Annotated in this window: 16 protein-coding genes; 11 read left to right on the top strand and 5 right to left on the bottom strand. The window is 46.9% G+C overall.

What is annotated here, in order from left to right:
* The first annotated feature begins 137 nt into the window (after window positions 1-137).
* The gene (locus tag F752_RS0120080; protein ID WP_017733542.1) at window positions 138-791 is read left to right on the top strand and encodes a hypothetical protein; all 654 of its coding nucleotides are present in this window, start codon (window positions 138-140) and stop codon (window positions 789-791) included.
* A 37-nt stretch (window positions 792-828) separates the two neighbouring features.
* On the opposite strand, the gene F752_RS0120075 is transcribed toward F752_RS0120080, so the two are convergent.
* Entirely contained in the window at window positions 829-1,125 is a 297-nt protein-coding gene (locus F752_RS0120075) for a hypothetical protein (protein WP_017733541.1), read from the bottom strand.
* A 274-nt stretch (window positions 1,126-1,399) separates the two neighbouring features.
* On the opposite strand from F752_RS0120075, the gene F752_RS0120070 reads away from it, so the two are divergent.
* From F752_RS0120070 to F752_RS0120040, 7 genes are all read left to right on the top strand, one after another.
* A complete protein-coding gene (locus tag F752_RS0120070; protein WP_017733540.1) occupies window positions 1,400-2,587 on the top strand; it encodes a phosphoglycerate kinase in 1,188 nt (395 codons plus the stop codon).
* A 279-nt stretch (window positions 2,588-2,866) separates the two neighbouring features.
* Entirely contained in the window at window positions 2,867-2,998 is a 132-nt protein-coding gene (locus tag F752_RS26865) for a hypothetical protein (protein WP_017733539.1), read from the top strand.
* Between the two features lie 286 nt (window positions 2,999-3,284).
* Window positions 3,285-3,992 (top strand): hypothetical protein, encoded by a 708-nt coding sequence (locus tag F752_RS0120060; protein WP_017733538.1) that lies wholly within the window; start codon window positions 3,285-3,287, stop codon window positions 3,990-3,992.
* Window positions 3,993-4,186: 194 nt separating this feature from the next.
* On the top strand, window positions 4,187-4,555 hold the full coding sequence (locus F752_RS0120055; protein ID WP_017733537.1) for a DMT family protein: 369 nt from the start codon (window positions 4,187-4,189) through the stop codon (window positions 4,553-4,555).
* The gene (locus F752_RS0120050) at window positions 4,552-4,944 is read left to right on the top strand and encodes a (deoxy)nucleoside triphosphate pyrophosphohydrolase (RefSeq protein WP_017733536.1); all 393 of its coding nucleotides are present in this window, start codon (window positions 4,552-4,554) and stop codon (window positions 4,942-4,944) included. The genes F752_RS0120055 and F752_RS0120050 overlap by 4 nt, the downstream gene beginning before the upstream one ends.
* 10 nt (window positions 4,945-4,954) lie before the next feature.
* On the top strand, window positions 4,955-5,347 hold the full coding sequence (locus F752_RS0120045) for a RidA family protein (RefSeq protein ID WP_017733535.1): 393 nt from the start codon (window positions 4,955-4,957) through the stop codon (window positions 5,345-5,347).
* An 85-nt stretch (window positions 5,348-5,432) separates the two neighbouring features.
* Window positions 5,433-5,996: a hypothetical protein gene (locus tag F752_RS0120040; protein ID WP_017733534.1), complete on the top strand. Its 564-nt coding sequence runs from the start codon at window positions 5,433-5,435 to the stop codon at window positions 5,994-5,996.
* 65 nt (window positions 5,997-6,061) lie between these two features.
* Here the strand turns inward: F752_RS0120040 and F752_RS0120035 are convergent, their stop codons facing one another.
* From F752_RS0120035 to F752_RS0120025, 3 genes are all read right to left on the bottom strand, one after another.
* The gene (locus tag F752_RS0120035) at window positions 6,062-8,383 is read right to left on the bottom strand and encodes an OmpA family protein (protein ID WP_152425230.1); all 2,322 of its coding nucleotides are present in this window, start codon (window positions 8,381-8,383) and stop codon (window positions 6,062-6,064) included.
* 42 nt (window positions 8,384-8,425) lie between these two features.
* Entirely contained in the window at window positions 8,426-9,664 is a 1,239-nt protein-coding gene (locus tag F752_RS0120030; RefSeq protein ID WP_017733532.1) for a M48 family metallopeptidase, read from the bottom strand.
* 140 nt (window positions 9,665-9,804) lie between these two features.
* Complete coding sequence (locus F752_RS0120025; protein WP_081604619.1) at window positions 9,805-10,872, bottom strand: PorP/SprF family type IX secretion system membrane protein; 1,068 nt, start codon at window positions 10,870-10,872, stop codon at window positions 9,805-9,807.
* A 210-nt stretch (window positions 10,873-11,082) separates the two neighbouring features.
* Here F752_RS0120025 and F752_RS0120020 point away from each other — a divergent pair, with 210 nt between their 5' ends.
* From F752_RS0120020 to F752_RS0120010, 3 genes are all read left to right on the top strand, one after another.
* Window positions 11,083-14,790 carry a T9SS type B sorting domain-containing protein gene (locus F752_RS0120020; RefSeq protein ID WP_017733530.1) on the top strand — a complete coding sequence of 1,236 codons (3,708 nt, stop codon included), beginning with the start codon at window positions 11,083-11,085 and terminating at the stop codon, window positions 14,788-14,790.
* A 51-nt stretch (window positions 14,791-14,841) separates the two neighbouring features.
* Entirely contained in the window at window positions 14,842-15,675 is an 834-nt protein-coding gene (gene yaaA / locus F752_RS0120015) for a peroxide stress protein YaaA (RefSeq protein ID WP_017733529.1), read from the top strand.
* 414 nt (window positions 15,676-16,089) lie between these two features.
* Window positions 16,090-17,031, top strand: coding sequence for a hydrogen peroxide-inducible genes activator (locus tag F752_RS0120010; protein WP_017733528.1), 942 nt, complete (start codon window positions 16,090-16,092; stop codon window positions 17,029-17,031).
* 36 nt (window positions 17,032-17,067) lie between these two features.
* Here the strand turns inward: F752_RS0120010 and F752_RS0120005 are convergent, their stop codons facing one another.
* The gene (locus tag F752_RS0120005) at window positions 17,068-18,303 is read right to left on the bottom strand and encodes a pyridoxal phosphate-dependent decarboxylase family protein (protein WP_017733527.1); all 1,236 of its coding nucleotides are present in this window, start codon (window positions 18,301-18,303) and stop codon (window positions 17,068-17,070) included.
* Window positions 18,304-18,323: the final 20 nt, after the last annotated feature.

The following is an 18,323-nucleotide window of genomic DNA, read 5'->3' as shown; positions in this document are numbered from 1 at the left end:
TTAATTCAATTAAAATTCAAAGAAAGCTGTCCTAAGCTTGGGGTCCACTAAAAGATTGTCATTCTCGAAAGGAGAGATCATTACTTATTCACTGGATTTTCTAAGAAAGCAGCTACTACAACAGGAGGGTGGAAAAGATGGAAATTAATCCACATTTCACTGGATACACGACCACGCATGTTTACCATGTTTCTGTTGAGCTGATGGATGTTAATCCTACAACTACATTTTCTTATTTCGTAGATGTAGATGATCTACAAATGACAATGCTTGAACATATTTCAAGGCTCCCAAACCTCGATGATTTTTATATTTATGTAAAATTAGTCACCACAGATAGCTATGGATACCAGATTACTTCTGATGCAAAAGTTAGTGTAAATTTTGAAGCAAAAGAACACATCCCAATCCTTCCAGAACCACGTGAGTTTTATGTGAAAGATGGGATGTTCTATGTAGAGATTGTCGAAGTGCTATATGGTAATTCTCCAATTACTTTGGTGGTGGAAAGTTTAGACGATTATTCTATACAAATTTTCGAATTTATTACTCTTATTAAGGCTGAAAATCGGAATACAAGCATTAATGTCCTATTTACCAACTTTGAAAATGAACATGATTTATATTTTCCCATTTCTGCAAGAGTTGCTATTTCCTTCTATTCCAAAAATGAATTGCCAGACGAGCAGCGAGCTGAAAATTATGGAGAAACCAGCGTTATGTCTTTCAGATCATTTATCGATGGTTTATCTGAAAGTGGAGAACTGGATTATCTTTATGATGATAAATAAAAGAAGAGCTGCCAAATGAAAACTGGCAGCTCTTCTTTTATTCTTCCAGTATCAACTGTATCTTCAATTTCCTCTGTAGCTTATCCCAATCCACCTGTAAAAGGTTAAAATAAATTTCGCCAAAATGGCAAGATTCAATAGTGAAGTACTTGCCGACTACCGATTCGATTTCCTTATCATCCAAACCTTCATTCTCACAAACGATTCGGCTCAAACAGGCATGTAAAGTGCCATAAGAGGATTGACAGCAAAGCTGAAAGTTTATACCTGTTTCATCTTCCATTTCCAACAGTCGCTCTTCTACATAATCCTTTATTATATCGTTTATTCCCATTTCTGTGCTTTTTGATTATACACAGCAGAAAGGAAAAGTTGTGTAAGCCAGATTAAATGTATGATCAATATAAGAACAAAAAACGAAGTAACAGTTTCCCTTCTTTATTTTGCTTGAATTGATAACAATCAGGAATTATATTAATTTTAGACATCAAACAGATATTAGTAAAATGCTTGTAAGAGAATATAACAAGCTGATTTTTTTACTGATTTTTTACTAAAACTAAGCTTTTGACAACTTAATTGATTGATTTTTAAATAGTTAAAACAATATGAAAACTCTTGACAACTATAACTTTTCCGGGAAACGAGCTGTAATGCGGGTCGATTTTAACGTTCCTCTTAATGAGCAGCACGAAATTACCGACGACACCCGCCTGAAAGCCGCATTACCTTCCATCAGAAAAATAATAGACGATGGTGGTGCCGTTATTCTGATGTCGCACCTGGGCCGCCCAAAAAATGGTCCTGAAAATAAATATTCCTTAAAGCATCTCATCCCATACTTAAAAAAAGAGCTGAATACCGACGTGCAGTTTGCCAGTGATTGTGTAGGTGAAGAAGCACGCGAAAAAGCTCAGCAGTTGAAAGCCGGGCAGGTCCTGCTCCTTGAAAACCTGCGTTTTCACCCGGAAGAAACCAAAGGAGACGAAAACTTTGCCAGGAAACTGGCCGAACTGGGAAATGTGTGGGTAATGGATGCCTTTGGAACTGCCCACCGCGCCCACGCCTCTACCGCCGTAATGGCTCAGTACCTCGACGATAAGGTGGCCGGCTATGTACTGCAGGCAGAGCTGGAAAATGCCGAAAAGGTGTTGAAAGATGCGAAAAGACCTTTTACCGCCATCATGGGAGGCGCCAAAATTTCGGACAAAATAGAAGTAATCGAGCAGTTACTCGACAGGGTCGATAACCTGATTATTGGCGGTGGCATGTCCTATACCTTTTTTAAGGCAATGGGAGGCCACACAGGCAACTCTCTTGTGGAGGAAGATAAAATTAAGCTGGCAGACGAGCTGATTAAAAAAGCCAAAGCCAAAAATGTCGAGATCAAGCTTCCTATCGACTCTGTTATTGCCGACAAGTTCGATAATAACGCCCAGACAAAAATTGCCAGTAACCATGCCATACCGGATGGCTGGATGGGACTGGACATTGGGCCTGAAGCACAGGAAATTTTTAAGCGCACCATTAGAGAATCGAAAACTATTCTCTGGAACGGACCCATGGGTGTTTTTGAAATGGAAAATTTTGCTCTGGGTACCAAAACAATTGCCGAAGCAGTGGTGGAAGCGACCAGGAACGGCGCTTTCAGCCTGATTGGCGGCGGCGACAGTGCTGCGGCGGTTAACCAGATGGGCTTTGGCGATGAGGTCAGCTATGTTTCTACCGGCGGCGGTGCACTGCTGGAGTACATGGAAGGAAAAACGCTGCCAGGTGTAAAAGCACTCGAATCTTAACATTACTCATCACACCTTTTCTATTCATCCCTGCGCGGCCTCCCCATGAGCCAGGCAGGGATTTTTTTATTCCTTTGTAACCCTGCTACTGGTTTATACGTTAATGTATTACTCTTTCCCATTTTAAGATTTTATAAAAATGCTCAAACTGCCCCTGTGCAGTTTAAAAGCATATTTGGAGCTTCGGTCCCCTCTCGAAGCAGGGCCTCTCCAGCTTTAAAATCAATTTTAACGGAAATGCAATAATTTTTTAACATTTACTTAACAAAGGAGATAGCTATGAAAACACGTTATGAAAAAAGATTTAAGTACGGCTTCACTGATTATGTTAAAGGCAAAAAAATGGACCTGTACCGCCTCTACTACCTAATTCTTATCCTTTCAGTCATTTTTATGGGCTCCATCTTTTAGATGTAAAGTACTGCTCTGGCAGTAATCTCTTCCTCTCCTCCCGCCCTTCTCAACCTCATGAGGAGATTCTTTTATGAACCTTTTCTGTGCTCTGATTCTGACTACTCAGCAGAAGGCCTTCCGGGCTGAGTCTTAAACAAAATACACCTGCAACTGGCGGTGAACCGCGGCGGGTATAGAGCCACATCCGTTTTTTCGTAGTTGTCCATTACCTGGATCCTGAACAGATTTAAGCTGCCTTTTACTAAACTTTTAAGGAGCTGCGCTATTAAGCATTAAAAAGCCTATGCACTTTCTACTCCTGATTGCGTATTTCATTACTACACAATTACCCACTGATGGAGGCACTATTTATCGGGAAACCATACCGGGAGGCGACTACTTAGCTGAACCATGGAATGCCATTTCTTCGCTTTCCATTCTGCTTCCGGCTGTTTACTGGGCCTGGAAGCTCCGGGGGCGCTACAGGGAATACCCTTTCATTACTTTTTGCATCCCACTGCTGTTTTTAGGAGGATTAGGCAGCACCCTTTTTCATGCGTTACGTAATTCTCGCCTCCTGCTACTGCTGGATGTAACCCCTACAGCCATCTTAATGCTTTCGCTGGCTATTTACTTCTGGGTAAAGATATTGCCAAAGTGGTGGTGGGTTATTCCTATTGTGGCGGCCAGTCTTTTATGGAGGTTCTGGGCGAGGTATTATCTGCCCCTGGACCTTGCCATCAACATTACTTATGCCGTAACAGGAAGCCTTATTTTTATTCCTACCATTATTTTACTGTACAGGACCCGAATGGCGCACAGCTCGTTTATTATCGTTTCTGCTGTTTTCTTTATCACCAGCCTTATCTTCAGAAAACTGGACAGCTGGGAACAGGATGTATTACCCATGGGAACTCATTTCCTCTGGCATATTTTCAGCGGAGTGGGTGCATTCTTTCTGGCAGAATACCTCTACAAGGTACACCTGAAGGATGCCGAAACGGAAATTTAGCCCAGACACTACCCAGGCGAAGGTAAGAGGCATGGCATCAGGTGAAACTTAACTGTCTGAATACATGGAGAAGCAGACTCTTTTGTCCACTTTCGTTCCGGCCACTTCACCGGCAACGGAAGCACAAAATTATTATTTGCTAAACCCCATAGGTTCAGCGCTTCTGCTTACCTTTACAGCCATACCCGTTGAACATGAAAGCCTTCACCACCATCATTTTACTCCTGCTTTCCAATACCTTCATGACCATTGCCTGGTATGGGCACCTCAAGTTTAAAGAGATGAAATGGTTCGAAAATCTGGGGCTGATTTCCGTCGTACTCATTAGCTGGGGCATTGCCCTTTTTGAATATTTTTTCCAGGTTCCCGCCAACCGCATCGGTTTCCGGGAAAACGGAGGTCCTTTTTCGCTGCTTCAGCTAAAGATAATTCAGGAGGTGATTACCCTGGTGGTATTCGTTATTTTTACGACTGTGGTATTCAGGAATGAAAACTTTCGGCTTAACCACCTTATTGGCTTTGGGCTGCTGATACTGGCGGTTTATTTTATCTTTAAAAAATGAAGCACCTGGCGGTAAGTTGTGCAGTTATCGAACAGCAGGGCAAAATACTGGTTGTACAACGAAACAGCCATATGCACCAGCCTTTGCAATGGGAGTTTCCCGGTGGCAAAGTTGAAGAAGGCGAATCGGCGCAGGAGTGCATCGTGCGCGAAATAAAGGAAGAGTTAGGCATAAAAATAAGCATTCTGCAACAACTCGAACTGCCTCCACCTTTTACCGGCGACAAAAAGACAATTCAGCTGGCTCCTTTTGTTTGCCGGTGGGAAAGCGGAAGCCTACAGCTGTTCGAACACCGAAATTACCGGTGGTTGCTTCCGCAGGAACTTTTATCGCTGGACTGGTGCCCGGCCGATATACCCGTAGTAAAGACATTTTTAGCAGGATTATAAAAACAAAAGCATGAGCAACAGAACATGTATATCATCAGGCAACCCCTGGGAAGCCACCGCTGCCTATTCCAGAGCAGTAAGGGTGGGAAACATTATTGAAGTAGCCGGTACCACTGCCCTCGAGAAAAATAAAGTATCTGGTCAGGGAAATATGTATAACCAAACTCTTTTTATTCTTCAGAAGAAAATAAGCAAGGTACTGCAGGAGGCCGGAGGCAGCCTTGAGCACGTAATCCGCACCCGTATATACCTTACCGACATTAACCTCTGGGAAGAGGCAGCACGCGCCCATGCGGAGGTTTTTAAGGATATACGGCCTGTTACTACTTTTGTAGAGGTACCCCGCCTTATCCGGCCAGACCTTCTGGTAGAGATTGAGGCTACCGCCGTTCTTCCTTCCTAAGCAGGTCCTTTTAAATTGATCAGCAGCACATCATCATCTATACTAATGGCCGAATCGCTGCCGTTAGACAACAAACTATTAGTAAATGAAGTATTGGACAGGCCTTGTGCTGATGCTCCTCCTGATAAGCCCTGCTGTTGCAGAAGCACAGCTTTTCGGCAAGAAAGAGGAAGATGACAAAAAATCTAAAAAGGAAAGGCGGAAAATTTTCCAGAGCACCAATGGCCTCCTGCTTGGCTATGAAAAAGGCCGGAACGATTATTTCCAGCTAGGCTATGGCTACAACTGGAAGAAAATCAGGTTGAGCAAACCGGTTACCAGGGCGGTCGATGGTTTTGTGGAGTATAACTTCTGGGAAAATGTTTTAGGTATGAAAGTCGCTTACTGGCAAAGACATGGGCGGCTTAAGCTTACCTATGGTGGCCATGCAGGCTATTTTACTGATTTTGATCAGGGCAGTCTTAGCATAGGACCATCCGTAGGTTTCCGTTTGCTGGGTTTTCACGGACAGGCAGGCTATAACATACTGCTGAGCAATCCGGAGATAGCAGCCAACAAACTGTACCTTTCGCTCAGCTATCTTATTCCCTACCATACCAGGCTCTTTTCCAGAAAAGGCGATAAGGAAAAAACCATTTTCCGCTGGTAAAAACATAAAAGGCAGCCCCAACACTTTGGAGCTGCCTTTTCCTGATCTTCAAAACGTATTATTCTCTAACGGCTGGCCCTGCTCAGGTCAATAATTCTTACCTCGACCCGGCGGCTTTCCTGCACATTTCCTTCGCTGCCTTCTGTAGCGCCATAACCTTTAGCTACCACACGGCGGCGACCAATGCCCCGCTCATTAAAATAGTTCAGTACGGTTATGGCCCTGTCGTTCGACAACTGGCGGTTGTATTCCGCATCGCCGTCTTCCGAGGCATAACCCGATATCTCTACTCCGAGTCCGCTGTGGTCTTTAAATTTGGCCAGTATTTCTTCCAGTAATTTCTCATCTTCGGCTTTCAGGCTTTTAGCATCCGGTCCAAAGTAGATCTTGTACACAGGCTTTAATAAACTCTGGTCGACAGAAGCGACCTGTTCTTTCTTTTTTGCCTGCTTTTTCGCCTCCTCAGCCACATAGAAGGTAGGAAGCGTATAAATTACTTCATTTCCTACTTTTTTAGCCTCCAGCTTTGTTTTGTCATTCTCTTCGTAGTAGTACACCACTTCAGCCGATTCAACATTTTCGCCGTTGGCAGCACTAAAATCCACTTCATCGATAGGATTGGTGGCATACATCAGGTCCAGCAGGTAGTCGTAGGCCGCTTTGTCCTCTGCACCAATAATGGTTTCCATCATTTCGTACAGGTCAATACTATCTTCCTGTACCAGCATGCTTTCCTTGGCTTTTCTTAAATCACTGTGCATTGGCTCTGCAGCATTGTAGAAGGCATTCTTCACTTCTACTTCCTGGCCTACCACCACATCGAACTGCTTTACCGGGCGAAGGAATACCTGCTGATATAATTCATAGAAGTAATCCTGATCCGGAATATTGATATTAATGGCATATGGAAGGTAGCCTTCTGCCTGAATAATCATATCATAATTATGGCCGGGAGGGAAAATAATTAGGTAATTGCCTGTCTCAGGGTCAGGATTGTATACATAATCGATCTTTTTACCTGTTTCATTGTCCACAACCTTAATAACCGTATTGACCGGACGTTCATTTTCACCAGCCAGAACCCGACCTTTTACCATGGTGAGCGGAATATTACGGTCTTCTTTCGGCATATCGAAGGTATAGATATCCTGTGCTCCCTGCCCGCCAGGGCGATCGGAAGAGAAATAGGCACGGCTTCCGTCGGCAGTAAGTGTAAAGTAGTTGTCGTTAGCCACTGTGTTAATGGGGTAGCCCATATTTTCCGGGATGCTCCACTTGCCGGCCAGGAAGTGGGTACGGAATACATCATTTCCTCCCATCGACTGGTGCCCGTTGGAGGTAAAGAACAGGGTACGACCGTCGGGGTGAATAAAGGGAGCATCCTCATCGGCGGCTGTATTTACCGTAGCGCCCAGATTTTCTGCTCTGCCCCAGGCACCATTTGACTGAAGCTCAGTCTTGTAGATATCCATACCTCCAAAACCACCCGGGCGGTTGCTGGCAAAATAAATGGTACGACCATCGGGAACAATGCTGGCAGTGCTTTCCTGGTAACGGGAGTTAATATCGCCTACCAGCTCCTGGGGAGAGCCCCAGCTATCACCTTTCCGCCACATCATATATAATTCACCTCCTTTACTACCACTGTTCAGGTAAATAATCATTTGCTGGCCATCGGCCGAAAGGCCGGCTGTACCTGCCATAAAGCCCGACCCGATATTGAGCGGTTGTGGTGTGCCCCATTCCTGCCCCTGGCGCTTCAGAACCATAATTTGCTCTACAAACTCCTGACTTGAGCGGCTATCTGCTGGCTTTAAAACGGTATAGGCCATCAGGCTCTCATCGGCTGCCACCACAGGGTTATACTCGGTATAGGCAGAGTTTACTCCTTTGGACAAGCTACGAAGCTGTATATCTTTAGGCTTACCCATTATTTCCTGGGTCTTATGGGTTTTCGCGATCCGTGCCTCTACTGCCTTTACTTTAGCCGCTTCTTTGCCTACGGCAGCTTTATAGCGATCGTAGCTGCTCAGGGCCTGAAACATATTTCCTTCCAGATATAAAGCATCGCCCATATACAGGTAGAGTTCGGCAGGCATGCTCTCATCGGCTCCCGCTACAGCTGCCTTTAAGAGAGGAATGGCCTTTAACTTTTCCGCAAATGATGCAGACAGGAGATAGCAGCGACCGGCCATGTACTGCACATAAGGAACACTTTCACCTTCCTCCAAAACCTTTAAATAGCTACTGAGGGCATCATCGTAATTTCCAATCTCAAACAGCTTCTCTGCACGATACAGGGTTTGCGAGGGGCGCCCCTGTCCGTAAACCAGCAGGCTCACAAACAGGAAAGCCAGTAATAATCCGGCACGTTTTTTCAACATCATATTCAATTGGGTAAAACAAACGCTATAACTTACACTAAATGATTAAACATACTTCTCTAAGGCCTTTAGCCGCCTGAGCAGGGGCGGATGAGAATAATGCACCCGCACATACAAAGGATGTGGCCACAGGTTGGTCAAATTCCGCACCGATAGTTTTTTGAGTGCCTCCTGCAAAGGAATGGCACCATAAGTTTCTGCCGCAAAGGCATCGGCCTCATACTCATGCTTCCGGCTCATTTTATTCGTAAACAGACTAATGAGCAGAGATACCGGCGAAAACAACAATCCAAAAGCCAGTAAATTCAGGTGCATGGCCCATTCAGAACCGCCCAGTGCCGCCGAAAGCGGAGCATAAAACACCAGCAACGAGAGGAGAAACAACATCAGTCCGCTTTGCAGCAGAGAAAGAACAAAGCCCTTCACAATGTGCTTTTTCTTATAATGCCCGGCTTCATGCGCCAACACCGCCACCAGCTCTTCGGTGCTATGATTGTCAATGAGCGTATCGAATAAGACGATTTTCTTTTTCTTCCCCAAACCTGAGAAAAAAGCATTTGCTTTACTGCTTCTTTTCGAGCCATCTATTACATACATGTTTTCTACCGGGAAATTAACCTTCCGGCTATATGCCAGTATGGCCTCCTTTAATTCTCCCTCCGGCAGCGGAGAAAGCTTATTGAAGAGAGGCAGTATTAGCGAACTATAAAACATATTAGCCCCCAAGGAGAATAAGGCCATTACAGCCCAGAAATAAAGCCAGAAAGAAGGACCAATAAAAAGAATAAGATACAGCAGCACAGCCAGTATTCCTCCTCCTATCAGCATTCCTAAGAGGTAGCCCTTAAGCTTATCTTTTATGAAAGTAGCAGGAGTAGTTTTATTGAAGCCCCACTTCTCTTCTATTACAAAAGTACTGTACCACTGAAATGGAATGCTCAGCAGGTCGGAAGCCACAAACAAGACACCAAAGAAGGCCAGCGCCAGAATAAGCGGATTTTCGAAGTATAAGCGCAACCAGCCATCGAGCCAGCCAAAGGCCCCGCTCAGGAGCATGACCAGCAGCAGCACAAAGCTGAAGCTGCTTTGCCACAGGGAGAAGCGCTGTCGCTCCCGCTGATAGCTGATCGAACGGTGATACTCTTCTTCCGGATATATACCGCGGAGTGGTTCAGGCAGCCCGCTGCGGCCATGGCGAAGGTTCAGGTAATTGAGCCACTGGTCGAATAAAAAGTCCGCTATCAGCAGACCGCAAATCAGGTAAAGAATTTCTTCGGGTGACATAAAAGGTAATTTTCGCTACAGTTTAACTGCACCAAATGTACGGCTTATGCCCAAAAGAAAGAGGACGTTGCAATGGAAAGAGGTTGCCCGAAACAAAAAAGGCCGGTAAGTATACCAGCCTTTCTATGAAAACTTTATGTTTAAAATTCCGGACAGGGAATAAGCCGCACATTTTTAGGTGGCCGGCGGCTGTTGGTAAGCCTGAAATTATAGCTGGCACTTAGCTCATGTGCCCCACCGGTATTGATGGTAAGGTCGGAAAGGGTATAGTCGAAGCTGTAGCCAATATTAAGATCGCCTGTTTTTAGGCCAAGCAGGAAGATGGCTGCTTCATTGTTATTTTCCACTCCTTCCAGGCCACCGACAGGAAGTCCGCGGTACCACACCCCAAACACTACCGGCTCGTAGGTAAGGTAGGCTCCCAGGCTCATTTGCCGGAAATCGCCCTGGCTTTTATACTCGAAGGTAGGAGTAATGCTGCGCTCCCGGCCAAACTGGTCGAAGCCACGACGGAGAGCATCGGCCTGCAGGTAAAACACATATCCTCCGTGTACTGATAATTTATAAGGGAGATAGGAAACATTATCTTCACCACCGAAGAAGGTAAAAGCCGGCTGGTTAATATGACTTACCGATGCACCCAGGTAGGCGTTAGGCATATACAATACCCCTCCCAGCCCAAGGTCGAACTGGTAAATAGACCTTAGGTTAGAAAGATCTTCTCCACTCTGGCCGACAGGATCAAAGCCTGTCCCATTAAACTGGTCGGCAAACTGAAGCTTATCTTTATTAATGCTCCGCTGGATACCCCCTATGGTAATACCCGGGCGAAAGCTCAGCTTTTCCGTTAACGGAAGCTGGTAAGCATACTGCAACTGCAGGCTGGTGGAATTAAGCCCGGCCAGGCCCTGCTGGTCGCGCATCAGCAACACCCCAACCCCGCTGTTAAAATCTTCCAGAAAATAATCGAAGTAAGCAGTAAAGGTGGTAAAACTGGCATCGATGGCGGGCCACTGGTGCCGGAAGTTTACACCCACACGCGCATTCTCCACGTTCCCTACCAGGCCAGGGTTCAGGTAAAGCGGATTCGCATAGAACTGCGAAAACTGCGGATCCTGCGCCTGCGCCGGGGCAGCAAAAAAGAAGTAAAGCAGCAAAAAACTACCTACTGATAGAAAACGCTTAACAATTGTATATTGGCTGGCCATAGGCATAGAGTGTAGGCGTAAATATAATATGTATTAACAACGATTATACTAAAAAATTATTTAATGTTCGCGGACGCTGGACTTAAAAGAAGTGTATTTTTGTTATATTCAACAATAAATGTTTTACTTTGTTTGTTCTATCTTTACCAATTAGGCGGCTTTTTACAAAAGAGCAGCTGAAAGCTTGTGCTCCACTAATTGCTTCATTTAATGCGTAAAAGATCGCTCATTTCCATATTTTACCTGTGCCTGTTGTGGATGCTTCCTGCCCTGGCATGGGCTCAAACGCCACCCGATATCGAGATTGACGTTCTGGGTACTTGTTTGCCGGCAAATCCCCAGCAAGGGAGCACAGCCTCTACTAAATTCTTTGCCCGCTACCCCACCACACCCGATAGCGTACTCTGGAATTTTGGCACTGTTGACCCCAACACCGGAGACTCGCTTACCTCCCGGCAGTTGCAGCCAATTGTAACCTTTCCGCAGGCCGGAAATTACCCTGTTCAGCTCGTGGTATGGAATGACGGCATCAGCGATACCATCCCCACCCTCGCCCCTATCCAGCAGAATGAACAGCAGCTCCAGATTATGGACCAGGATGATCCTTCCGGCGAACCAAAGGCAGTATCAGGTGAGTTAGTTCTCTGCCCGGGCGATACCCGAACATTGCAGGCCCAGGTCCAGGCTGCCAGTGGCGGCGGTAGCGGAGGAGGTGGTGGCCAGCAGGGTGGAACCCCTGCAGAGGTTAACTGGTTCAGGCCCCAAAGTGCTGATGGTGATAACCCGGTGGTGAGTGCAACGGAAATCACCATCGGAACGGATACTACTGCCGATGGAAAATACAAAGATGCCGGAACCTATTTTGTGGTTTATAATGAAGGCGGCTGCCCTATTTACCAGAGCTTTAGAGTCGTCATTTATAATGAAGAAGACCAGAATAACAGCCGCTGGTATTTTGGAGATGGTGCCGGTATCGATTTTAAAACCGGTATGGCCATTAGTACCGGTGCCATGGCCGGAGGTGAGGCCGCCGTTCAGGGCAATGCCATTGTAGGCGATGCCAATGCCGATGTGCTGTTCTTAACCAATGGGGAAACGCTTTGGTATGGCAATGAAGTAAAACCGGCCATGAATGGCGATGCGGTAGGCGGCAGCAGGGAAGTAAGCCAGAATTCGCTCTTCGTCGATTTTGCGGGAGATGAAACGCTCTTTTACCTTTTTACCATCGATGAGGCGGGAGAACTGGCCTTTAGCACCCTAGACTTGAAGACAGACACCCTTCCGGGTGTGGCTGTTTCTGCTGAAGAAAGGCTCCTGAACGATATTGCACTGCATGAACAGGTAACGGAAAAGCTTACCTCCGCCAGCCGCGACAGCGGCGGGGGATGGGTAGTAGCCCATGAGCTGAATTCAAATGCCTTTTTAAGCTATCCGGTTACACAGGATGGAATTGACCTGCCGGTAATAAGCAATGTCGGCTCTACTCATACCAATGGCACCGGCTATATGCGCATATCCGATAGTGGCATCCTGGCCACCACCGTAAATGAAGGCGGAAGCAGCTATATTGAACTGTTCCGCTTTCATCCAGACTCCGGTACAGTCACTAACCCGCTACGCCTGGAGGACCTCCCTTTTCCTTCCGGTGGTACTGTTTACGGTCTGGAGTTCGCCGGAGACCGCTTGTATGCCACCGTCAAGACAGCCAGCACCTCTTACTTGTACCAGTACACCGTCGACTCTACCCTGAATAAAGAATCGATTGAAGCTTCGCGGGTGGCATCTGGCGCCATTAGTGAAGAATTAGGCGCCTTGCAACTGGGGCCTGACCAGGCACTCTATATTGCCAGAAATGGTTCTTCCAAGGTATTTAAAATTACAGGGCCCACCGACTCCCTTCCCAGTCTTCTGCCCATTAATGAAAATTATGACTTTGAGCTTATAGCTGGAACCCAAAGCACCCTCGGCCTCCCTAACTTTGGCGAAAATGCAGGAATGTCCGTTCCGGAAGCAGAAGTGATGGTGGCTACGCCCAGCTGCTTTGGCGATGATGTACTGGTTTTCGGCCAGCAGCGCTACAGCAATGATATGTCGCTAAACTTCTATTTCTTTAAAAATTCCGTTTCAGGCGACACCATCCACACGGCTTTTCAGAACCTCCAGCAGGGACAGGGAATACCCGGAGCACCTGCCGACCCGCCAAGCCTGCCCTTCAGCGTGTATGAGCAGCACGGCCCCGGCACCTATTATGTAAAAATGACCATTACCAACCCCTGCGGCACCTACCCTGCGCCCGGAGAGGAACCAATTATTGCAGAATTTATCATCAACCCCAAACCGGAAGCGATTGTACCGGAAGGACAGAACCTCCTGCTTTGCGATGAACAGTCGGTAACCATCGAAGGCTTTGCAAAAGGAGGCAGTGGCAGTCAGAGTGCCGATACCACCAGATTTGGTTTTCAGTGGCTCGATATGCTAGCGGCTGCTACCCCGGTACAACCTAATGACCACATTAGGACTTCCGGCAACACTTTAACAGTAGATACAGCAGGTGTTTGGGGACTGGTGGTAATTGACTTTACTACCGGCTGTAGTTCCGATACAGTAGAAGTAGAAGTACGAGACAATCGCCCAAAGGCAGAATTAGGGGATGATGTGAATGTTTGCGTGGGTACCACCCTCAGTCAGTCGCTGGATGCCGGCTTTACCAATGCCAGCGATTTTACCTTCGCCTGGTTCCTGAACGGACGAAATCTTAATAATAGCGGCACCTCGCAACCACTTTCTATTCTGGACACAGAAACAGCCGGCTCCTACCAGTTTGTGGTAGAGGTAACACCTGCCCCAGGCAGTGGCCAGGAATGCTGGAAACGCGATACGGTTAATGTATTAATTTCCGGCCCACCCCTGGTCGATATTGTCGCTTCTGATAACAACTGTAGCGGCACTGCTACCTTAAGTGCCCAAACTGAAGGAGCCAGCGGAGATTTATCCTACAACTGGGTGGGCCCGGGCGTAGCTTCGGGACAGGGAACAGCCCAAATCAGCATCAACCAGAGCGGAGCATATACCGTTACCGTAACGGATAATGCCTCCGGCTGTAGCAGTACATCAGAGCCTTATACCATTGACCTTGAAAACCCACTTGCCGACCTGAAGCTGGAAGCAGAAAGAGCCTGTGGGGAAGCTTATTATGCCGTTTCTGTACAAACCGGGTATAGCGATAGTCTTAACATCCGGTGGTATAACCTGGCAAACCCTCAACAGGAGTTAATTGAAATTGCCAACCAAACTCAGGTGTACCTGGAGGGTGGAAACTATCAGGCCGTTGTTAGTACGAGAAATGCCGGCTGCAATGTAAAAGATACAGCTGAAATAGAACTAATTCCTGTTCTGGAGCCGGAGCTTGAACTACAGTCTACTTACGTATTGTGCCCGACTTTTGAAGAAATGAGCAGCGATACGATTCAGATAGAGGGCTACCAGCTTTACCGCTGGACGAACCTGACAACCGGCCAGACCATTGTTAATGAAACCGGCACCTTCATTTTACGCGCAGAAGGAAAATATCAGCTCCAGGTGAATGATTGTGAGCCAATTCCTTTCCAGGTGGTGTATGACTGTACCCCAAAACTGTTCCTGCCGAATGCTATTATTATCGGTGGCCGCAACGATAACTTCCGCATCCTTAATGAAAGAATGCTGGCAAACGTGCGGGAGTTCCGCATCTTAATCTTTAACCGCTGGGGGCAGGTCATCTGGGAAAGCACCGATCCTCATTTTGAATGGAGGGGCACCAGTAATAACGGTGAACCTGTCATTGTCGGCACTTATGCTTATTTGATTACCTATCGCAACCAGTTCGGCGAAGAACAAAAACTCCAGAAACAACAGGGCGGCATTACAGTGCTTAAGTAAAGAAAAGGTAGAGTAATAGAATGATAGCATAAAAAGCAGCGTGTTTTGAACATGCAAAAGGCAGCTGCCGCTCATTATTCTATCATTCGCTTATTGCTCCCCACGACGCATAAAATAAATATGATAACGATTATTTCTCCCTCCAAAACACAGGATTTTTCAACGAATGGTGTACCGGAACTGCACTCTCAGCCGGAACTGCTTGAACAATCAGAGCTCCTGGTAAAGGAACTGCAGAAACAGTCTGCCGCGGATATAGCAAAACTGATGGAGGTAAGTGATAAAATTGCCGGGCTGAACTATGAGCGCTTCCAGTCTTTCCATACACCCTTCTCTCCCGAAAATGCCAAGCAGGCCCTCTATGCTTTTAAAGGAGATGTTTATACAGGCATCGACCTACAGCACTACGGCAAGAAGGAGGCAACGTTCGCACAGGATCATCTTCGCATTTTATCGGGCCTGTACGGACTGCTACGCCCGCTTGACCTTATTCAGCCTTACCGGCTGGAGATGAAAATAAAACTTAAAAATAAGCGGGGCAAAGACCTGTATACTTTTTGGGATAAGCGAATTACAGATTCCCTTAATTCAGCCCTGGCCGCACAGAAGAATCCGGCGCTGGTTAACCTCGCCTCCAACGAATATTTTAAAGCTATCCATAAAAAGGAGCTGCAGGCGACGGTTTATACCCCTGCTTTCAAAGAATTTAAGAACGGGAAGTACAGCACCATTGCCATATTTGCCAAAAAAGCCCGTGGCCTGATGACTGATTTTATCATCAAAAATAAAATTGACCAGCCCGAAAAGCTTAAGACCTTCCAGCTCGAAGGCTATGAGTACAGCGATTCACTCAGCAAAGGGAACGAGTGGGTGTTCGTCAGGTAAATTTTTTACTCCTACCTATTAAAACAAAAAAGGCACTTCCTGCAGCTGTAGGAGTGCCTTTTTTACATCAATCTCGATAATAAACCTATACAAATAAACTTACTGGCACACAATTTTACCGAGGCTGGTAAGGACCGAAGATAAACGGATAGCGTCGAAAATTCGCTCTTTGGTCGTTCCCATTCGAGCAGGCTGCTTACCAAGTGCGGCAGATTCTTTAATACACTATCATATTGCTGTTCCGGATGTCCTTTTCTGTTTTGATATGCAGCAAAAGTAAATGAGCCACCAATTAAATCGAATCTATAATATTTATTTAGTAATAGGTTTTTCCTATATTGCGTTGGCTTTACGCATTTCCTCTTTTGCAGCAGTCATTACCCATACCACAAACCACCCTTTTTCAGGCAGATTATGATTTCATTAATTCAACTGGAATACATGCTGGCAGTAGATGCTTACCGGCATTTTGCCACCGCCGCAGATAAATGCTTTGTAACCCAGCCCACCCTTAGCATGCAGATTAAGAAGATGGAGGAAGGGCTGGGGTTCCTGATCTTCGACCGGAGCAAACAGCCTGTCATCCCTACTGATGCAGGTAAAGCCATAATTGAACAGGCCAGAGTGGTAGTGCAGGAGTTCAGGAAAATTGAGGGTCTTGCCGAAGAGCTGAAAGATACCATCAGCGGAGAGCTGCACATTGGCATCATCCCGACCCTTTCAGCCTACCTGCTGCCGCTCTTTGCCGGCCCCTTTTGCCGGAAGTACCCGAAGGTAGCCCTGCACATACAGGAATACGAAACGGAGACTATCGTTGAATTTCTGAAGAAAGATCGATTGGATGTAGGCATACTGGTAACACCCCTGCACGACCCGGCCATGAAAGAAAAGCCTTTGTTTTATGAGGAAATACAGCTATACACGCATCAGGAACATCCTTTTGCTGCGCAGGAACCTGTGCAGCTGGATGATATCGCGCAGCCCGGTCTCTGGCTTCTCTCCGAAGGCCATTGCTTCCGCCATCAGGTCCTGAACCTCTGCGCCTACAACCGGAAAAATGAGGAAAACATGCCGTTCCGCTTCGAGAGCGGCTCTCTGGAAACACTCCGGAAACTGGTTGATGCGGAAGGAGGCTTTACCCTGCTCCCTGAGCTGGCTACCATCGACCTGCCCGAGGAGCGGCAATTCCAGGTAAAAAGGTTTGCTGAGCCCCGTCCCCTGCGGGAAGTAAGCCTGGTATATAGCCGCCATTTTGCCAAAGAGCGGCTCCTGCAGCTGTTATCCAACCATTTACAGGAAACGGTTCCGCCCCGCCTGCAGGATAAAAGCCGTGGAATGGTGGTGGAATGGAAGTAGACAGTCCTGCCTTCAACGGCCCTCTGAGTGGAGCAGTTAACGAGACACCCCATCCAGTGCAAACAAAAACTTATCGAGCTTGCCCTGGGTTACGTGCTCCATTACTACAATTTTAACCCAGCTGGGCTTTCCTTCGTGCGTATCAGGCACCAGCATAAATTGCTGCACGATTTCCTGCGGCACGGCACTTCCCTTAATCGCCACAATATTCATTTTCGGGTGGCGGTAATAAGGAATACTCCGTTCATCCAGGCTCATACACAGGCGGTCGGTGCGCTCGATGAGATCGGCTGTTTTGGCCACCCAGCCTTCCGATCCATAGGTCCGGAGAATCATCCATACAGCCACGGCATTTGCGCCCGAGCGGCTTCCTACTAAAGTATAGTCCTTCCCTTTTACATACTGCGCCTCTTCGGTAAGCGCATATTCAATCATCCCCTTCCGGGCCAGGAAAATACCGGTGCCATAAGGCGACTGCACCAGCTTATGCGCATCGAGCGAAAAAGAAACTATCTTTGGATTTTCAAAAGTATAGGGGTGTTCCTCCTTACAGGCAAAAGGATAGATGAAGCCGCCATAAGCGCCATCGACATGCACCCTGTATTCCACTTCCAGCGCATCGAGGCAGGAAGTGGCTGTCCCGATGTCATCCACAGAACCAAACATGGTCGTAGACATATTCATTACCAGGATGAAGTACTTAAACCCTTCCTCTTTTGCCTCTTGTACCGCTTCTTTCAATGCCTCCGGCTGTATCTGGCGGGTTTCCTCCGCTACCGGCACCACAATGGAGTGGAGGCTCAGCAGGTTTGCTCCCTTTGGCATGGAGTAGTGGCTGTCCTGCGAATACACCAGTGCAATTTCACCGGGCTTTGCTCCCCTTTCCTTCCGGAAATAATTGCGCAGAATCCACATGGCCTCAATGTTCGCCTCAGTACCGCCCGATGCCACATAGCCATCATATTCACCTTCTTTGCTCTTAAAAATCTCGCAGGCACATATTTTTATCAGGTCGCGCTCAATCGCATGGGTGCCGGAAAAAGCAGGTTCGGCCTCCGTGAGGGTATGGCAACCAATATGATTAGGATTGGCCACCATCGTCTGCATGTAAGGGGCATCTTTAAGAAAAGGCGCATCGGAATAAAATACCTTCGGATCGAGAAAGGTGGCTGGCAGGCCCAGCACATCTCTGTCGCGGTAATCGAGATTTTGCCGGAGAGCTTTCGTTACTTTTTCTTTTATGGTATGATGCGCGTATTTTTCCCAGTACATGACAAGCGGCTTTAAGCAGT

The organism is Nafulsella turpanensis ZLM-10 (assembly GCF_000346615.1).
GTDB classification, from domain to species: domain Bacteria; phylum Bacteroidota; class Bacteroidia; order Cytophagales; family Cyclobacteriaceae; genus Nafulsella; species Nafulsella turpanensis.
Note: the sequence above shows the minus strand (reverse complement) of the source record. Positions and strands in the feature narration are given on the sequence as shown.

Bases quoted from the DNA above. Each gene is read 5' to 3' on its own strand.
- F752_RS0120080 (WP_017733542.1), top strand. From the start codon at position 138: ATGGAAATTAATCCACATTTCACTGGATACACGACCACGCATGTTTAC.
- F752_RS0120075 (WP_017733541.1), bottom strand. From the start codon at position 1,125: ATGGGAATAAACGATATAATAAAGGATTATGTAGAAGAGCGACTGTTG.
- F752_RS0120070 (WP_017733540.1), top strand. From the start codon at position 1,400: ATGAAAACTCTTGACAACTATAACTTTTCCGGGAAACGAGCTGTAATG.
- F752_RS26865 (WP_017733539.1), top strand. From the start codon at position 2,867: ATGAAAACACGTTATGAAAAAAGATTTAAGTACGGCTTCACTGATTAT.
- F752_RS0120060 (WP_017733538.1), top strand. From the start codon at position 3,285: ATGCACTTTCTACTCCTGATTGCGTATTTCATTACTACACAATTACCC.
- F752_RS0120055 (WP_017733537.1), top strand. From the start codon at position 4,187: ATGAAAGCCTTCACCACCATCATTTTACTCCTGCTTTCCAATACCTTC.
- F752_RS0120050 (WP_017733536.1), top strand. From the start codon at position 4,552: ATGAAGCACCTGGCGGTAAGTTGTGCAGTTATCGAACAGCAGGGCAAA.
- F752_RS0120045 (WP_017733535.1), top strand. From the start codon at position 4,955: ATGAGCAACAGAACATGTATATCATCAGGCAACCCCTGGGAAGCCACC.
- F752_RS0120040 (WP_017733534.1), top strand. From the start codon at position 5,433: ATGAAGTATTGGACAGGCCTTGTGCTGATGCTCCTCCTGATAAGCCCT.
- F752_RS0120035 (WP_152425230.1), bottom strand. From the start codon at position 8,383: ATGATGTTGAAAAAACGTGCCGGATTATTACTGGCTTTCCTGTTTGTG.
- F752_RS0120030 (WP_017733532.1), bottom strand. From the start codon at position 9,664: ATGTCACCCGAAGAAATTCTTTACCTGATTTGCGGTCTGCTGATAGCG.
- F752_RS0120025 (WP_081604619.1), bottom strand. From the start codon at position 10,872: ATGGCCAGCCAATATACAATTGTTAAGCGTTTTCTATCAGTAGGTAGT.
- F752_RS0120020 (WP_017733530.1), top strand. From the start codon at position 11,083: ATGCGTAAAAGATCGCTCATTTCCATATTTTACCTGTGCCTGTTGTGG.
- yaaA (WP_017733529.1), top strand. From the start codon at position 14,842: ATGCAAAAGGCAGCTGCCGCTCATTATTCTATCATTCGCTTATTGCTC.
- F752_RS0120010 (WP_017733528.1), top strand. From the start codon at position 16,090: ATGATTTCATTAATTCAACTGGAATACATGCTGGCAGTAGATGCTTAC.
- F752_RS0120005 (WP_017733527.1), bottom strand. From the start codon at position 18,303: ATGTACTGGGAAAAATACGCGCATCATACCATAAAAGAAAAAGTAACG.